The 14282-nt window shown below is 68.5% G+C and carries 13 protein-coding genes; 3 read left to right on the top strand and 10 right to left on the bottom strand.

Going from position 1 to position 14282, the window contains the following annotated elements; genetic code table 11:
- Positions 1-3: 3 nt before the first annotated feature.
- Genes ACFQRE_RS07775 through ACFQRE_RS07750 form a run of 6 tightly spaced genes read right to left on the bottom strand, consistent with a single transcriptional unit; the run spans position 4 to position 6354 of the window.
- Positions 4-1299 (bottom strand): glycosyltransferase, encoded by a 1296-nt coding sequence (locus tag ACFQRE_RS07775; protein ID WP_380120772.1) that lies wholly within the window; start codon positions 1297-1299, stop codon positions 4-6.
- The gene (locus ACFQRE_RS07770) at positions 1296-2459 is read right to left on the bottom strand and encodes a glycosyltransferase (protein ID WP_380120769.1); all 1164 of its coding nucleotides are present in this window, start codon (positions 2457-2459) and stop codon (positions 1296-1298) included. Before ACFQRE_RS07770 ends, ACFQRE_RS07775 begins: the two co-directional genes overlap by 4 nt.
- Before the next feature lie 4 nt (positions 2460-2463).
- Positions 2464-3267 carry an ABC transporter ATP-binding protein gene (locus tag ACFQRE_RS07765; protein WP_380120767.1) on the bottom strand — a complete coding sequence of 268 codons (804 nt, stop codon included), beginning with the start codon at positions 3265-3267 and terminating at the stop codon, positions 2464-2466.
- Positions 3245-4114, bottom strand: a complete 870-nt coding sequence (locus ACFQRE_RS07760; RefSeq protein WP_380120765.1) for an ABC transporter permease — start codon at positions 4112-4114, stop codon at positions 3245-3247. Before ACFQRE_RS07760 ends, ACFQRE_RS07765 begins: the two co-directional genes overlap by 23 nt.
- 10 nt (positions 4115-4124) lie before the next feature.
- A complete protein-coding gene (locus ACFQRE_RS07755; protein WP_380120763.1) occupies positions 4125-5339 on the bottom strand; it encodes a glycosyltransferase in 1215 nt (404 codons plus the stop codon).
- Positions 5340-5343: 4 nt separating this feature from the next.
- Positions 5344-6354 (bottom strand): glycosyltransferase family 2 protein, encoded by a 1011-nt coding sequence (locus ACFQRE_RS07750; protein ID WP_380120761.1) that lies wholly within the window; start codon positions 6352-6354, stop codon positions 5344-5346.
- Positions 6355-6690: 336 nt separating this feature from the next.
- Here ACFQRE_RS07750 and ACFQRE_RS07745 point away from each other — a divergent pair, with 336 nt between their 5' ends.
- Positions 6691-7701 carry an LCP family protein gene (locus ACFQRE_RS07745; protein ID WP_380120759.1) on the top strand — a complete coding sequence of 337 codons (1011 nt, stop codon included), beginning with the start codon at positions 6691-6693 and terminating at the stop codon, positions 7699-7701.
- Between the two features lie 36 nt (positions 7702-7737).
- Here ACFQRE_RS07745 and ACFQRE_RS07740 read toward each other — a convergent pair whose 3' ends face one another.
- On the bottom strand, positions 7738-8904 hold the full coding sequence (locus ACFQRE_RS07740; protein WP_380120757.1) for an acyl-CoA dehydrogenase family protein: 1167 nt from the start codon (positions 8902-8904) through the stop codon (positions 7738-7740).
- Positions 8905-9025: 121 nt separating this feature from the next.
- On the opposite strand from ACFQRE_RS07740, the gene ACFQRE_RS07735 reads away from it, so the two are divergent.
- On the top strand, positions 9026-10168 hold the full coding sequence (locus ACFQRE_RS07735; RefSeq protein WP_380120754.1) for a cell wall-binding repeat-containing protein: 1143 nt from the start codon (positions 9026-9028) through the stop codon (positions 10166-10168).
- A gap of 107 nt (positions 10169-10275) precedes the next feature.
- Here the strand turns inward: ACFQRE_RS07735 and ACFQRE_RS07730 are convergent, their stop codons facing one another.
- A complete protein-coding gene (locus tag ACFQRE_RS07730; protein ID WP_380120752.1) occupies positions 10276-12048 on the bottom strand; it encodes a hypothetical protein in 1773 nt (590 codons plus the stop codon).
- Between the two features lie 93 nt (positions 12049-12141).
- Complete coding sequence (locus ACFQRE_RS07725) at positions 12142-13158, bottom strand: LLM class F420-dependent oxidoreductase (RefSeq protein ID WP_380120750.1); 1017 nt, start codon at positions 13156-13158, stop codon at positions 12142-12144.
- Between ACFQRE_RS07725 and ACFQRE_RS07720 the strand changes: the two genes are divergently transcribed.
- Positions 13157-13675: a CoA-binding protein gene (locus ACFQRE_RS07720; protein WP_380120748.1), complete on the top strand. Its 519-nt coding sequence runs from the start codon at positions 13157-13159 to the stop codon at positions 13673-13675. The two genes, ACFQRE_RS07725 and ACFQRE_RS07720, sit on opposite strands and share 2 nt — an antisense overlap.
- An 87-nt stretch (positions 13676-13762) precedes the next feature.
- Here the strand turns inward: ACFQRE_RS07720 and purE are convergent, their stop codons facing one another.
- Complete coding sequence (gene purE / locus ACFQRE_RS07715; protein ID WP_380121636.1) at positions 13763-14251, bottom strand: 5-(carboxyamino)imidazole ribonucleotide mutase; 489 nt, start codon at positions 14249-14251, stop codon at positions 13763-13765.
- Between the last annotated feature and the right edge of the window lie 31 nt (positions 14252-14282).

The following is a 14282-nucleotide window of genomic DNA, read 5'->3' as shown; positions in this document are numbered from 1 at the left end:
CTCTCAGTCGGCGCGGGTCGTGCCCAGGAAGTCACTGAGGACCGAGGCCGACAGCCGGCCGTCGTGGACGGCCTTCACGAAGGCCGGTCCGCGGGCGGCGATCGCCTTGGCGTTGTCCCGGTTCGTGATGAGGTCGCGGACCACGTCACCCACCGTCTCGGGATCGGCCTCCACGATGGGCACGTCCTGCCCGGTTGCCGCGAGCACGCGCTCGCGCACGGGGTCCGTCACGTAGGCGATGACCACGCGACCGGCCGCCATGCCCTCGGCAGCTGCCACGCCATAGAGGCCGAGGACGAACTGGTCGAGCACGATGTCGGCGTCCTTGTAGACCTCCATGAGCTCGGCATGCGTGAGGTCTCGCACCGAGCGGTAGGTGATCAGCCCCTGCTCCTCGAGCTCGCGCATGACCGGGTCGATGAGCTCGGACCCCTTGAGGCGAGAACTGCTCGGGACGTGCACGACGACGGGCACCTCCCGCTCGAGGACGGGCACGTCACTCACCCAGCGTTCGGGCTGGATGACGACGGGGCACCAGGTGGCCCTGGGCACGTGGTCCAGGAGGTCTGGCGTCGAGACGAAGACCGGCCCGGCGAACTTCTCGAGGATGCCGACGTTCTGACGCGTGCGTGCCTCGAGGATCGTCGTGGTCCTGTCCTCGGCGTCGTCGAAGGGCGAGTGTGGGTGTCGGGCGGCGTGCGCGCTCGGGACCCGGATGTCGCTCCCGTGGCTGATCATCGCCACCGAGATCCCGTGCTTCTGCAACTGGGCCACGTCACCTGCAGCTGTCGGTCCGTACAGCGGCCCGAAAACTGGCCGGACCGCCTCGACCAAGACGTGGGTGAAGCGGTCGAAGGTCCACGTGCGCTGATCGACCTGCCACGCACGGTGTCGGTAGATCTCGGGCGTGACCTCGTAGTCGACGGAGAAGGCGAACTTGTTGTCGGCCATCATCGAGATGCTGGACACCCCGACGAGGTGTTCACGGGCACACCGGGCCCAGGCGTCGCCCTGTCCGGCGAAGTTCGCGGGAGCGACGAGGAGACGGGTGGGGGCGTCGACCACCTCGGGGCGGGGCGGCTGTTCGATCGCGGCCACGTCCGAGCCCGTGACACCGTCGAGGGCGCGGGCCCCCGAGGCCGGCAGGTGCCGACGCAGCGTCCGGGCGGCCTCCTTGACCTGAGGTGGCAGGGCACGGCGCACGACTCCACCGGGCGAGAGTGCCGCCTTGGCACGTCGTCGGATGGCACCAGCGACCCGGCGAGGAGTGCTGCGGCGGGGGCGGCTGGACTCTGTCATGGGATCTCCGTCGTGGTCGGGGAGGTCGGGGAGGTCGCGTTCCGCCCCCCGGGTCGGCCCGTCGCTGCGGCAAGGTCTGCGAGAGCCGCCGCAGCGCGGTCGTAGGGGCTCATCGCCAGCAGGCCGTCCTGTGCCATGTGCGTGGCTGCTGCGCGCACTCGCGCCAAGGACGCGGGCTCCGACACCCAGCTGCGAAGGACGTCGGCCGCAGCCGGTCCGATGCCCGGCTCGGGAATCGCGGGGACGACCGCCCCCGCGCCGGACTCCCGGATGAGAGCTGCTGGGCGGGCCAGGTCGGTCGTCACCACGGGCAGACCGCAGGCGAGGTACTCGGTGACCTTGGTCGGCATGGCATCGCGAAAGGCCGGGGTGTCGCAGAGCAGGCTGAGGCCGACCCAGGCGCGACGGGCAATCTCCCAGGAGCGTTCGGGCGGCAGCTGCCCGTGCAGCGTGACGCGGCCAGCGAGCCCGCCCTCGTCGAGGCGTCGATCGAGGTCCACCTGGTCCGACTGGGCCACGGGACCGACAAGGTCGAGGTGCCAGTCGTTGGTCCCGGCGACAGCCTCAACCATGGCGAACAGCCCACGGCTGCGGCGCAGATCGCCCACATAGACGGCACGCGGTTCCGCGGTCGGAGCCATGGTCGCGACACTCGGCAGCATCGTGAGGTCCGGGGCGTTGCGGACCACCAGTCGCTGTCTCGCCGACTGCGGTGGCACATGGTCATCGACGACGAATGTGAGATCGGAGTGGGCGGCGGCCGCACTGGCCACGGACACCAGACGAGCCCCGACCCTGCCCTGAAGTCCCTGGGCCCACGCGCGGTCGGCCAGCAGGGCGGCGTAGTCCTCGTGGACGTCCGCGACGACCTTGAGTCCACGCAAGCGACCCACCGCCAGTGCGGCGATCAGCGAATCGGGATCCAGGGCGAGGAGGACCTTGCCCTGCGCGGCCACGGCATACCGACCGGCCAACAGGGCCCGCCGGAACATCCGCGGTCGCGACCGGGTCACCGTCCGCGAAGCCTCGCGGGGAGCAGCGGCCGGATCACCAAGACCGAGAACCTCGACCTCGAGTCCGGCTCGCACGCAGGCGGCGACCAGCCGGTGCAGCCGTGCATCCGAGACGTCGTGCCCGGACGTGACGACCGAGACATCCACGAGGTCAGAGATCCTCGAGGGTCACGGCCGAGGGCCCCACCTTGAGGAACTCGTTGTACTTGTTGATGACCTCTTGCGGCTCGCCCTGCATCATGAGCTGGCCCTTGTTGAGCCAGATGGCGCTGTTGCACAGCTGCGTGATGGACGCCATCGAGTGGCTGACGAGGAACATCGCGCGGGCGTTGTCGCGCAGCTCCTGCATCTTCTCGGCGGCCTTGGTCTTGAAGGACGCATCGCCCGCTGAGAGCGCCTCGTCGATCATGAGGATGTCGGGGTCCATGTGCACGGCGACCGAGAAGGCGAGCCGGCTGTACATGCCCGAGGAGTAGGTGCGCATCGGGGCGTCGATGAACTCCTCGATGCCCGCGAACTCGGTGACGGCCTCAGAGCGGTCCTCGACCTCACGGCGGGACAGGCCACTGGCGAGTCCACCGAGGATGATGTTCTCGCGACCGGAGAGGTTGGCGTTGAAGCCCACCCCGAGCGAGAGCAGCGGCGAGATGCGGCCGTTGACCTCGATGCGGCCCTCGTTGGGCGGAAGGATGCCCGCGATGCTGCGCATGAGCGTCGACTTGCCGGCACCGTTGGAGCCGATGATCCCGAGGAAGGTGCCGTCGGGGACGTCGAACGTGACGTTGCGAAGTGCCCTGATCTCCTTGACCGACCGCTGACCGCGACCAGCGCGGGTGATGGCGCTCTTGAACGTGGGGATCCGCTCGAACGTCGTCCGGTAGGTGATCGACAGGTTCTCGACGCGGACGGTGATCCCGGGAGTCGGGGTGGTCTTAGAGGCGGACAGCGAACTCACGCTCCCTGGAGATGAAGAACAACGAACCAAAGACGAAGACGAGGACCGCCCATGCCGTCGCGAGCGCCCACACACGCAGGTCGGGAATGGTGCCCTGGGTCAGTGACTCGGTGTAGCCGCCGAGCAGCGAGAAGAGAGGGTTGGCCGTCTCGAGGATCGGCGCGACCTTCTTGAAGTTCCCCGGCAGTTCGTTGATCTGCCACAGGACGGGAGAGGCATAGAGCCAGATCCGGTTGAGGTAGGGCAGGAAGCTCGCGGTGTCGCGGAAGTAGACCTGAAGCGCGCCGAAGAAGGCCGCGATGCCCAACGAGAACAGGAGCAACAGGAGCAGGAAGGGGATGGCCGCCAGCATCTGCCAGCGCCACGGGTTGCCCGCAAGGATGTGGAAGACGAAGTAGATCGGCACCGTCGGCAACCAACGGAAGAAGGCCGTGCGCACTGCAGCGAAGGGCATCAGCAACCGCGGGAACGCAGTGTTGAGCAGGAGCTTGCCACCGCCGATCACCGACCCGGCACCGTTGCTCATCGCGCCCTGCACGAAGTAGAAGGTGAACAGCCCCGCCGTGAGTCGCGCGAAGAACTCCATGTCCTTGCCACCGCGAGACAGGATGTTCACGAGCAGGAAGTACACGCCGGCCAGCAAGAGCGGATTGAGCACCATCCACACCTGACCGAAGAAGGTCATGGTGTTGGCGGCCCGGAGGTTCGCGCGCGACGAGGCCGCTGCGAACTCACGGCGACGCCACAGTTCTGTGAAATAGGAGCGAAGCGGAGGCAGTCCCGCCGTGTGGGGTTCGTACACGTGGTGCGTGGTCGTGAACTCGTTCTCGGATTCACGTGCAGCCACGGATGATTCGCTACTCATCGTCCTCACTCCTGCCTGAGTCGGTCGACTCGGGCTCCCCGAGTGTAGATGAGTCGGAGCCGCCCACAACAAGCCGATCGTAGATCGACGTGAGTCGTTCGGCGTCACTGCGCCAGCTCAGCTCGGTGCGCGATGCGAGGACGCGCTCGCGAGCCGAGGCGTAGTCCGCGACGACCTCACGGATCGCGCGCTCGAGGTCCTCGGCGTCGCCCGGTGTGTACGTCGCACCGAGGCCGAATTCCCGCGTCAGCCGGGCGATCTCACCGACATCACTCACGACGACGGGCACCCCTGCGTGGACCGCGTGGAAGAGCTTGTTGGGCATGGCGAGCAGGTTGTTCTTCCACTGGGGGGTGAGGGTGATGAGCGAGATCCCCATGCGCTGCAGCCGCTGGGTCACGGCGTCAACGGGCTCCGGCTCCCCCACGGTGAGGCCGGCCCTGTCGAAGCCCGCCAGCCAGGTCGGGTCGGCGGGACCACGCAGTTCGATCGGGAGGGGACTGTGTCTGCTGGCCGCAGCGACAGTGTCGAGGTCACGCGCATCGTCGAGCCGACCGGCATACAGAACGCCTGTCGGTTCGGTCAGGACCGGATCGGGATCGGTCGGGAGGGGGAAGGAGTTGCGCACCACGGTGACGTGCGCCCAGCCGTACTCCTCACGCAGGGCCGATGCGACACCGTCGCCCACGGTGATGACGGCGTCTGCTCGGGCCCCGAGCTCTTTCTCGACCCGCGCCTCACGCCATCGCTGGACCGGGTTGGGCCGGTGTTGGCGGCTCCGACCGCGCCAGTACTCATGGCTGTCGTAGACCAGGGGCACCGAGCGTTCGCGAGCGAGCTCGTCGCCTGCGGGCAGGGCCGTGAAGTCGTGGGCGTGCACGGCATCGAACTCGCGACCGCGTGCGTCCTCGAGTGCGCCAGCCGCCCATCGCACGAACGACGACTTGCTGTGCTGGGGCAGGAGGAGCCAACGAGCGAACCGGAGGTGTGCGGGACCCTTGGCGCCGATCGACCCCTTTCCCTCACCGCGAAAGACCGAGGAAGTCCCGACGCTCGACACCGTGACACCCGGGGAGGGTTCGAAGTCCGCGGGGACCGATCGGCCGACGATGTGGACGGTGTGGCCGGCGTCGACGAGCGCGGCGGCCTCGCGCTTCACCCTGGTGTCGGTCGCAAGGCTCGTCGCGACGAGCATGATGATGCGCATCCGCCTACCGTCCCAAACTGCGGGGGCTCGTGAGAAATCCGATGCCCCAGGACCAGTGCATCGTCGCGAGGACGACCGGGGTGAGCAGCCGGGTGCGCAGCGGCTCGCCGCTGCTGATGGCGCCGCCTCCGACGGCAATACCTGCCGCGTATGCCGCTGGCACCAGGAGCGCTGGCGGCCAGGCAAGTGCCACGAGGGTTGCGGCCGTCGTGCCGAGCACCATGACCGGGGGCGCCAGGTAGCGGGCGTTGACGGTCTCGGGGTGCTCTCGGGCCACGACGCGGCGCCACTGGCCGTACTGGAAGTACTGGCGCGCAAGTGTTTTGACGGTGGAGCGCGGCCGGTAGGTCACCTCCATGTCGGGGGTGAACCAGACCGTGCCGCCACTCTGTCGGAGCCTGAGGTTGAGGTGCCAGTCCTGGGTGCGGGTGTAGCGCTCGTCGTAGCCCCCGACCCGATCCAGCGCACTACGACGGAACGCGCCGAGGTAGACGGTGTCGACCGGGCCCGCTCCCCCGCCGACGTGGAAGGTCCCGCCACCAACACCGATCCGGCTGCGCATGGCGCACGCCACCGCCTTCTCGAAGGCGGTGCGACCCACGGCCTTCATGACGCCGCCGACGTTGTCCGCGCCCGTGTCGTCCAGCGTCCGCACTGCCGTGGCGACGTAGTCAGCAGGGATCTCGGCGTGGCCGTCGACGCGCACGATGATGTCGTGGCGGGCCGCGCCGATGGCGGCGTTGAGCGCCGACGGAGTGCGACCCGTGGGGTTGGCGACGGTCCTCACCCGGGGGTCTGAGGCGCCGAGGTCCGCCGCCACCACATCGGTGTCGTCGGTGGACGGCCCGAGCGCGAGGACGACCTCGAGGTCACCGGCATACACCTGCGCCAGCACCTGGCCCACGGCGTCACGAAGGTGTCGGCCCTCGTTGAGGACGGGGATGACCACGCTCACCGGCGGCGGGCCGGAGGCGCTGTCCTGGGGGCCGCCGTCGGGGCGGGGGGAGGCACTCATCCCGCCGATCATCCCTCAGCCCGACTGCCCCACGGCCACGCAGGGGTCGGCGCGCCGTTTTGCTTCCGTGGGTGGCGTCAGCGGAGTATGGACATCGTGTCCGATCGCCCGCCTCGTGGAGACGACGTCCGACCGATCCCCCAGCAGGGTCGGCCACGTCGCCCGCGTCGCGACGCCGCGGACTTCGAGGACGACGACGTCTACACGGTCGACACTCGCGGGCGACGACCCGCCGCGCGCCCCCGTCCCGCGGCCCGTCAGCCCGCATCTCGTCAGCCCGTCCCCCCGCGCATGCCGGCCCCACGCCGGCAGGGGCCGCCGCGAGGCGGGCGGCCCGTGGCAGAACCCCTCGACGAGGGTCAGCCGCGCCGTCGACGTCGGCTCTGGCGACTCATCCCACTGGTCGTCATCCTCTGGCTCGCGTTCCTCGTCATCACGCCCTTCCACGCCTGGAACACCGTCTCGCGAGTCGACGACGCTCCGTCCGGTGACCGCCCGGCGCAGACCCCCGGCAACACCTACCTCCTCGTCGGCTCGGACGGCCGCGACGCGCTGACGCGCGCGGAGCGCGCCGAACTCGGCACCGGCAGCGCCGAGGGGCAGCGCACCGACTCGATCATGCTCGTCCACGTGCCCTCCGGCGGTGGCAAGTCGGTCATCATCTCGATCCCCCGCGACAGCTTCATGCCAATTCCGGGACACCGGAGCAACAAGGTCAACGCGGCCTACTCGATCGGTGGCCCCAAGTTGCTCATCGAGACCCTGGAGCAGGTGACCGACCTGCGGATCGACGGCTACCTCGAGATCGGCTTCGGCGGGTTCGCCTCCGTCGTCAACAGCCTGGGTGGCGTCGACATCTGCGTGCCGTTCGACATGGACGACAAGTTCGCGCACATCAACCTCAAGAAGGGCTGCCAGACGCTCGACGGCAAGAACGCCCTCGGTTTCGTGCGCGCACGTCACTCCGACCCGCGCGGCGACATCGGTCGGGCCGAGCGTCAGCGCCAGTTCCTCGCGGCGATCATGAAGGGTGCGGCGACCCCGGCGACCGTCCTCAACCCGTTCCGCTACTGGTCCTTCACCCACACCTCTGCCGGTGCCGTCGGCGTCGGCCAGGACACGTCGATGAAGGACGCCACCAACATCCTGTTGGCGATGCGTGGCGCCGGCAACGACTCGACCCTCAGCCTCACGGTGCCGATCTCCGACCCCGACTTCCAGACGTCGGCCGGTTCCTCGGTCAAGTGGGACACCGAGCGGGCCCAGGCCCTGTTCACCATGTTGCGCGAGGACCAGCCGCTCGAGGCTCCACCCGCAGGCACGGACGGCAAGCCCACCGGGGGCTGAGCCGCCCACCCAAGGTGGGCGGACGGCATACGCCGCTCAGTTCTTGAGCAGCTGGCGCGCCATGACGATGCGCTGCACCTGGTTGGTGCCTTCGTAGATCTGGGTGATCTTGGCGTCGCGCATCATCCGCTCGAGCGGGAAGTCACGGGTGTAGCCAGCGCCCCCGAGCAGCTGGACGGCGTCGGTCGTCACCTTCATCGCGACGTCGGACGCGAAGCACTTGGCCGCCGCACCGAAGAAGGACAGGTCGGCGTCGCCACGCTCGGACTTCGCGGCGGCCACGTAGACCATCTGTCGCGCCGCCTCGAGCTCCATCGCCATGTCGGCGAGCATGAACTGGATGCCCTGGAACTCCGCGATGCTCTTGCCGAACTGCTTGCGTTCCTTGACGTATGCCGTGGCGTGGTCGAGCGCGCCCTGCGCGATACCGACCGCCTGCGCACCGATCGTGACGCGGGTGTGGTCGAGGGTGCGCAACGCGATCTTGAGGCCCTCGCCCGGTGCGCCGATGATGCGGTCGCCGGGGATGCGCACGTTGTCGAAGATCAGCTCGCGGGTGGGGCTGCCCTTGATGCCGAGCTTGCGCTCCTTCTCGCCGAAGGTGAAGCCCTCGTCGGACTTCTCGACGACGAACGCGCTGATGTTGTTGCCCCGGGCGCCGTCGGGGTCGGTGACCGCCAGGACCGTGTAGAACTCCGAGACGCCGGCGTTCGTGATCCACGACTTCTGTCCGCTCAGAACCCAGTCGTCCCCGTCGGGCTTGGCGCGACACTTCATGGCTGCGGTGTCGGAGCCTGCCTCGCGCTCGGACAGGCCGTACGAGAAGGACGACGTGCCCTCCGCGAGCGGCGTGAGGTACTTGCGCTTGACCTCCTCGGACCCGGCGAGGATGACCGGCATCGAGCCGAGCTTGTTGACCGCCGGGATGAGCGAGGAGCTCGCGCAGACGCGGGCGACCTCTTCGATGACGATGCAGGTCGCGAGCGCGTCGGCACCGACGCCGCCGTACTCCTCGGGGACGTGGGGGGCGAAGAAGTCGGATGCCACGAGAGCGTCGTGCGCTTCCTGCGGGTAGCGGGCCTCCTCGTCGACCTCCGCAGCGAAGGGCGCGATCTTGGCCGCTGCCAGATCGCGGACCGCTTCGCGAATCGCTTCGTGGTCCTCGTTGACCTGGAACAGGGGGAAGTCGTTGTTGGCGTTCACGCGGGCGATCCTAGCGACGTGGTGCGAAACCTTGACACGGGTGGATATCCTACGGACGCCGGGTCACTCATGACTGGGCCGTACTGGCCCACAGGGGGCCACGAACCGATCGGGGATCACGATGTTTTCTGTCCGCTCAGCGGTGTCCATCGCCGCTGTCGCGTGTGTAGCAGCCACAGGGCTCGCCGCACCGTCCGCGTTGGCTGCACCTTCCGCAGCCAACCCCTCGCCCGCCGACAAGCTGGCTTCGGTTGAGCGCCACGCGCCCAGCCCTGCCTCGCGCCCGGGTGCCGACAAGTCCGCCAGCAAGTCGTCCGCCGCTGAGGCCGTCGTGCTCGACCGCATTGCCGGCACGAACCGCTACCTCACGCCCGTCGAGATCTCCAAGCGGCACTTCCCCAACGGCGTCTGGGCTGAAGACGGCAGCCCCGTCGAGGTCGTGACGGTCGCCTCCGGCACCAACTACCCCGACGCACTCGCTGGTGGGCCCTTCGCCGCCGGCCTCGGCCCGCTGCTGCTCGTCCCGGCGGCAGGCACCATCCCCGCAGGCGTCAAGGCCGAGATCAACCGACTCAGCCCTGACGTCATCGTCATCCTCGGCGGCACCGGTGCCGTCAACGCTGGAGTCGAGACCCAGTTGAACGCTCTTGCGGACACCGTGCGCCTGTCCGGCACGAACCGCTACGACACCGCCGCCACCATCGCTGAGGCCACCGATGGAGACCTCGTCGACGGTGCCGACACCGTGGTGCTCTCGTCCGGTGAAGGTTTCGCCGACTCCCTGAGTGGAGGCGCTTCCGCAGCTGTCCAGGCTGGCGTCCTCATGCTCACCCGTCCCCTGGGACTGCCCACCGAGACGCGTGACGCGCTGGTCGCCATCGCGCCCTCCAACGTGCAGGTCCTCGGCGGTCCCCTCGTGGTCTCGGACGTCGTCCTCGACCAGGTCAAGGCGGCCCTGCCCGGTGCCACCGTGACCCGAGTGTTCGGTGCCTCCCGCGCCGACACGGCCGCCGAGGTGTCGAAGACCACCTTCCCGTCGGGCACGTCCGAGGAGTTCCTCACCAACGGTTGGAACTACCCCGACGCGCTCGCGGCCGCTCCCCTGGCCTGGTACTGGGACGCGTCCGTCCTCCTGGCCCGTCCGGGTTGCGCGCCTGCCGGCACGATCGCCGAGGACACCCGCCTCTCGCCCGACTTCCGCACTGCGATCGGTGGCACTCTTGCCGTTTCCAACGCAGCGCTGAACCTCACGCCCTGCCCCTGATCCCAAGGGCAGGACAAGGCCCTGAGTCTGTCAGGGCCTGAACACAACAACTCAGGGCCCCACTCCTCAACGAGGAGTGGGGCCCTGAGTTGTGTGTGGCCGGACGCTCAGCGGCCGCCGGCTGAGGGCTTCTTGTCCCTCTGGCCGTAGACCTTGAAGGTCATGCCCGACGTGCCTGCCGTCGGGTACATCAGGACCTGCGACGCGTGAGAACGCTGCCCCATCTTGGGGAACTGCCACCCGAGGACCGGGTTCGTCGAGCCCTTGACGGCCTTGAGCGGGAAGGATCCACTGACGACGAGCAGACGGCCAGCGCCGTCCGTGTAGGTCAGCTTCTTTCCGTCCGGCGACGTCGACATCAGCACCCAGCGCGAGTCGAGGTGGGCCGTGGTCGTCGCCACTCCCGCCACGGTGTCGCTGAGGGTCACCATGCGGTTGGCGTTGTCCACGCGCCAGCTCCTGGTGTGGGCCACGCCGTACTGCGAGTCAGAGGTGACCATGCCGTGAACGCTTCCCGACGACGAGCGCGACGACACGAAGACGCCGTTGCCCGGCACGAAGGCGCGGTTGCGGACGATCTGGCTGTTGTGGCCGATCGGGGTCTTCGAGAACGTCGTGTAGATGCCCGGGTCATAGCTGAACGTTCCCGGGTCGATGAGCACCGGCACGCCTTCGGTGTTCCACACGAGCGATGTCCGCTCCTCGTGACCGTGCAGACGGCGCGGGCCGCCATAGCGCAGGAGGTAGAACGAGGTGTTCGGGTCAGTCCACGACCAACGCCCGGTGAGGACCCCGGCCTGGTCGTCGCGGAAGGTCCCCGAGGCCTGAGCCGTGCGCTGGAATGCCGTGGGCACACCGTCTCCGAAGCCCACCAGCTTGCCGTCGGGGGTGGTCAGGTGCGAGAGCGCCCCGCGAGCCTTGGCCACGTAGGCCTTGATCTGCCCTGCCGCCGTGCGCATCTCCGTCTCGGGGTAGGTCGCGAGAAGGTCCCCGATGTCGCTCCACATGGCCATGTTGAAGTGGTGGTACGCCGCCGACTGCTCGAAGGTCAGGCCAGCCGAGGTCCAGACTCCACCGGAGTCCCGCACGAGTCGCTTCGCGGCGTAGATCCGCCAGTCGGAGCGGTTGAGCAGGTCGGCCGAGTCGATGAGAGCCAGGTTGGCCATCGCGCCGTGGTTGTGCGGTTGGTGGTTGGGCAGACCGTAGTAGCGGTTCATGTCCATGTTGGCCTTGGCCGCGGCCTGGATTGCGGGCACGAGCCGCGCGTCCCCACCACTGGCGCGGTAGAGGCAGTTGAGCGCCTCTTCACGCCGAAGGTTGGTTCCCTCGTCCCAGCCGTTGACGCTGGTGCCCTTGTCCGGGTTGACGACGTGGAACTTGGACGCCGAGACGATGAGTGCTTCCATCCCGGCGGTGTCGCCGGCAGCGAGGAACACCGGAGCGAGCTCGCTCGCCCAGTAGAAACCGCGGAAGTAGAGGTTCCACACGGGTGCCGTGCTGGGCGGGGAGGAGTACCAGCTCGGCGGGACGGCGCCCACGGTCCAGGACGCGGTCGAGCCGACGATCGAGATCCTCGTGGACGCGCCGGTGCCGGACTTCGACGAGATCACCTTGAGCTTGGCGCAGCCGGCGGTGTCGTAGGCCGTTGCCGTCTGATCGGCGGCCTCGAGGCCCAACCGGACCGCCTTGGCCGGCGTCATGCCCGGAACCTCGTCCAGCTTGTCGACGCTGGACCTGGCGGCCGACATGGCCTTCTTCGGCGACGGGAGCGGATCGTTGCGATCGGCGAAAGACGATGGCGCGAGTCCGGCGATGGCGATCGCGGACGCGATCGTCACCGCAGCACAGCGGCGCACAGTGCGGTTTGTGGTACTCAACATGAGGGTTCCCCTGACTGTATGGCGCCCCCCGAGGAACGGGCGCCGCCAGTATGGTACTGGACCCCTCTGCATGGCCCAGGAAGGCAGGGGCGGTCACCTCAGCGCGGGGATGACCTCTCGCTCGAACAGTTCCACACCCGACAGGTCGTAGGCGGACTCTACGAAGTTCGTGATCGCGTAGGCCATGCCGAGGTCCTCCAGGTCCGCGAGCGCACTGGCGACCTGGTCCGGCGTGCCGACGGTGGGGCTTTCGCGGTACGTCTGCAAGGACAGGGCCACGTCGGCCTCGGGCACTCCGGCGCCGCGAAGGTGGTTCTCGATCCACCTGAAGCGCTCCTCGACCTCCTTGGCGTTGTGCCCGATGACGATGTTGAAGTTCGAGGAGCGCGTGATCGTGTCGAAGTCCCGACCGATGTCGGCGCAGTGCTGCTTGAGGATGTCGCTCTTGGCCTTGAAGATCTCGAGCGTGCCGAGGAAGTTGGTGTAGTCGGCGTACTCGGCCGCGATCCGCAGCGTCTTGCGCTCTCCTCCACCAGCGATCCACATCGGGATCCCGTTGCGCTGCGAGCCCTCAAAAGCCGTGCCCTGCAACGGTCGTGGGAAGCACATGGCTCCGTCGACCTGGTAGTGCTCGCCGGCAAACGTCGCCGTTCCGGTCGTCCACATCTGACGGAAGACCTCGACGCCCTCACGCAGCCGCGCAAGCCGCTCGCCCGCCCCGGGGAAGCCGTAGCCGTAGGCGCGCCACTCGTGTTCGTACCACCCGGCGCCGATCCCCATCTCGAGGCGGCCCTCGGAGATGACGTCGACGGTCGCCGCGACCTTGGCGAGGTACGCCGGGTTGCGATAGCTCATGCAGGTGCACATCTGGCCGATGCGGACCCGGCCGGTGACACCGGCGAACGCAGCCATGAGGGACCACGCCTCGTGCACGGCCTCCTGCGTCGGGTACGGCACCGGGTGGAAGTGGTCGTAGACCCAGATCGACTCCCAGTCGCGTATGCCGTCCGCTCGCCGTGCGAGCCCCGCCATCACGCCCCAGTGGAGTTCCGGCTCGATGCCGGCAAGATCATGACGCCAGCCCTGTGGGATGAAGAGTCCGAATCGCATGGCCTCAACTCAACCCGTCCGCCTCCTCCCCCGCAAGCCCCCGCGCGAGGTGCATGATGCAAAGGTGAGTTTCCGACACCGCAATGACCCCGATCTCATCCGCGAGCTCCTCAACGACCCCGGTGTGTGGGTCGTCGTGGGGCTGAGCAACCACGTGGAGCGGCCGGCATACGGCGTCTCACAGTGGCTCAAGCACGAGCTGCACAAGGGGATCATCCCCGTGCACCCCAAGGCTGAGACCGTCCACGGGGCGCAGGGCTATGCCACCCTCGCGGACATCCCCGACCAGGACATCAAGGTCATCGACTGCTTCGTGAACTCCTCGCACGTCGGCGCCGTGGTCGACCAGGCCATCGAGCACAAGGACCGGCTGCAGATCGATGCGATCTGGATGCAGGAGGGCGTCGTCGACGAGGCGGCGGCGGCGCGGGCGCGCAAGGTCGGGCTCGAGGTCGTCATGGACACGTGCCCCAAGATCGAGTGGCCCCGGGTCAAGGGCGAGGGCTCAGCCCGCTGACTCAGGTTCGACTTCGTGCCCCGCACGGACACGGAGACGGCGGCCTTCGGCCGACGACCGTGTCCGTGCGGGGCACGAAGTCGGTGGTCAGAGCTGTAGGCGGCGGTCGCGCAGGGCCTGGCCCTTGGCGTGTGCCTCGTCGCGCAGGCTGACCCGGAAGTCCGCCATCGCCGCGCGAAGGCGTGCCGCCTCGTCTCCCTCGCCGGCACCGAGGATGCGGGCCGCGAGCAGCCCAGCGTTGCGCGCTCCCCCGACCGAGACGGTCGCGACCGGCACGCCGCCGGGCATCTGGACGATCGAGAGCAGCGAGTCGATGCCGTCGAGGTACTTGAGCGGCACCGGCACCCCGATGACCGGCAGCGACGTCACCGACGCGAGCATGCCGGGCAGGTGGGCCGCGCCGCCGGCGCCAGCGATGATGACGCGCAGTCCACGCTCCTCGGCCTGCTGGCCGTAGGCGATCATCTCGTCGGGCATCCGGTGAGCAGAAACGACGTCGACCTCAAAGGCGATGCCGAAGTCCTCGAGTGCCTTGGCAGCCGCCTCCATGACCGGCCAGTCGCTGTCGCTGCCCATGACCACCCCGACAACGGGATTCGCCACGGCA

The sequence above is a fragment of the Knoellia pratensis genome (genome assembly GCF_042666395.1).
Taxonomy (GTDB): Bacteria; Actinomycetota; Actinomycetes; order Actinomycetales; family Dermatophilaceae; genus Knoellia; species Knoellia pratensis.
The sequence above is the reverse complement of the archived record's forward strand: the minus strand, read 5'-3'. Positions and strand labels throughout refer to the sequence as shown.